Genomic DNA, 2,477 nt, shown 5'->3' on the forward strand with positions numbered 1-2,477 from the left:
AGATAGGCGCCGCGATTCCAGGCCTCCGACTTGGTGGGGTCGGGCTTGAATTCCTTTGCCTGGTGGAAGAGCGCATTCCAACCCGCGAGCAGCGGGCGCAGGTTGAACGGGAAGGCGAGCGAGTTCGCCGGCGCCGTCGCGCGCAATGCAGGCTGCGCCATCAGATAGGCATAGAGCGCCTGAAGGTCGGCTTCGTTTGTCTTGGTGAAGTGTGTGTAGGGAAAGGCGGGATAGAGCTGCCGCCCGTCGCGATGCAAGCCGTCGCGCATTGCGCGCTCGAAGGCGGGATAGGACCAGGCACCGATGCCGGTCTCGACGTCGGGGGTGATATTGGTTGAATAGATCGTGCCGAATGGCGTCTCCAATGCGCGGCCGCCGGCATTGAGTACGCTGTCGATATTGGTGTGGCACTCCGCGCAATTGCCGAGCGCAGCAAGCTGCTCTCCCCGTGCGATCGTCGCGGCGGAATAGACCGATGCGTCGGGCCGGGCGATCGGCGCAATCGCGCGCCCCGGCAGCAGCGCCGCGCCGATGCCGATTGCGGCAGTGCAGACCGCGGCAATCGTCGCGACAATGCCGGCGCGTTTGGCGAAGGGAGTCTCCCGGATGCGCGACGGCGGCGGCGCGGCGGGCGCGGGCAGGGCCTGCGGCACGGGCGATGTTTCACCGTGCAATCCCCTCAGGATGCGTTCGGGCGTAAAGGGCGGCTCGCGAAAGCGCACACCGGTGGCATCGAAGATCGCATTCGCTATCGCCGCCGCGCTCGGGACCGAAGCGGACTCGCCGACGCCAAGCGGTGGCTGGTCCTGACGTGGCAGCATCAGCACGTCGATCTTGGGCACGTCGGGGAAAGGGATGATCGGATAGGCGCCCCATTCGCGCGCCGCCACCGCGCCGCGCTCGAACGAGACTTCTTCCATCAGCGCGCGGCTGGTGGACTGGATGACGTTGCCGTGGATCTGGTGGCGGACGCCCGCCGGATTGATCATCAATCCGGAATCCTGTCCCGCAACCACGCGGGTCACGCTGACATCGCCGGTCGATTTGTTCACCGCGACATCAGCGATCCATGCCGACCACGCCGCACCGTAGCCGGGAAACTTGCTGTGGACGTAGAGCGCATAGGCAAAGCCGCGCCCGTGCACGATCTCGCCGTCCTTCTCTTCGCGCACCGGTCGCGGCGCCCAGCCCGCGCGCTCGGCCACGGCATTGACGAGATCAACGCCGCGCTGGTCCTTCAGATAGCGCAGGCGATATTCGATGGGATCGACCCCGGCCTCGGTGGCGGCTTCGTCGATGTAGGATTCGTGCGCAAACGTGTTCGGCAGCGCGGAGACACCGCGGAACCAGGAGGCGCGGACGATCGGCGGCATGTCATGGGCGAGGACGCGCATGTGGTCGTAATCGTAGGGCGGGATCGCGGTGCGGTCGCCCATCTGCAGCACGGCAGGTTCGGATGGAATGCGACCGGTGAGCAGCAGGGCCAGCGTGGGCGCGGCGTTCGAGGGATAACGCGTGGCGAGATCATACGCCGCGATACCGCCGTCCGCATCCAGACCGCCATTGACGTCGATGAGCTGCGCGGTTCCCTTGGGCTCCCAGGCGTGCTCCTGCTCGCGCGTCAACTGAACCCTCACGGGGCGGCCGACCGCGCGTGAGAGGAGCAGCGCGTCGGCGGTGACGTCGTCGGCGCAGTTGCGGCCGTAGCAGCCGGCCGCCTCCAGCCGGATCACCTCGATCTCGCTCTCGGGACGCTCGATCAGCAGCGCGAGGTCGCTGCGCAGCACGTGCGGATTTTGCGTGCCCGACCAGACCCTGATGTTGTCGTCCTGAAAATCCGCGACGGCGCACGACGGGCCGATCGAGGCGTGCATCTGATACGGCCACACGTAAGTGCGCTGCAACGGCTTGGACGCGCCGGCAATGGCCGCATCGACGTCGCCCTTGTCGATCAGCGTGCGCGGTGTCGATCGATTGGCGCGCAGCGCGGTCTCGATGTCGGCGAGATCCGTGAGGGTAGGCGTAGGCTTCCAGCTCACCTTGAGCTGCTCCGCCGCGCGGATCGCGTTCTCTTCGCGCTCGGCGACGACACCGACGAAGTCGCCGATGCGCACCACGGCGACAAGCCCGGGAATGTCGCGTACTGACGCTTCATCGACCGCGATCAGGCTGGTGCCGACGAACGGCCCGGCATCGACGCCGGCATAGGGCGGGCGCACCACGCGGCCGTGCAGCATGCCGGGGACGCGGATATCGTGAACGAAAGTCAGCTCGCCCGTGGCCTTGGCGGGCAGGTCGACGCGCGGCATCGACTGGCCGACGATGGCATAATCGCCGACCGCCTTGACGGTGACGTCGTCGGCCAGCTCCAGGCGGATCGTCTCGTCGCCGATCAATTCGCCGTAGCTGATGCTGCGATTGTCGTGCCCGCGCACGAGGCCGTCTTCGATCCTGAGATCGGCCGCCGGCAGCTCCAG

Annotated in this window: 1 protein-coding gene; it reads right to left on the bottom strand. The window is 67.1% G+C overall.

What is annotated here, in order from left to right; translation table 11 throughout:
- On the bottom strand, positions 1-2,477 hold a 2,477-nt coding region (locus tag IC66_RS0100795; protein ID WP_038946323.1), incomplete at both ends, for a xanthine dehydrogenase family protein molybdopterin-binding subunit.

This window comes from Bradyrhizobium genomosp. III (assembly GCF_000261705.1).
Lineage (GTDB): Bacteria > Pseudomonadota > Alphaproteobacteria > Rhizobiales > Xanthobacteraceae > Bradyrhizobium > Bradyrhizobium ottawaense.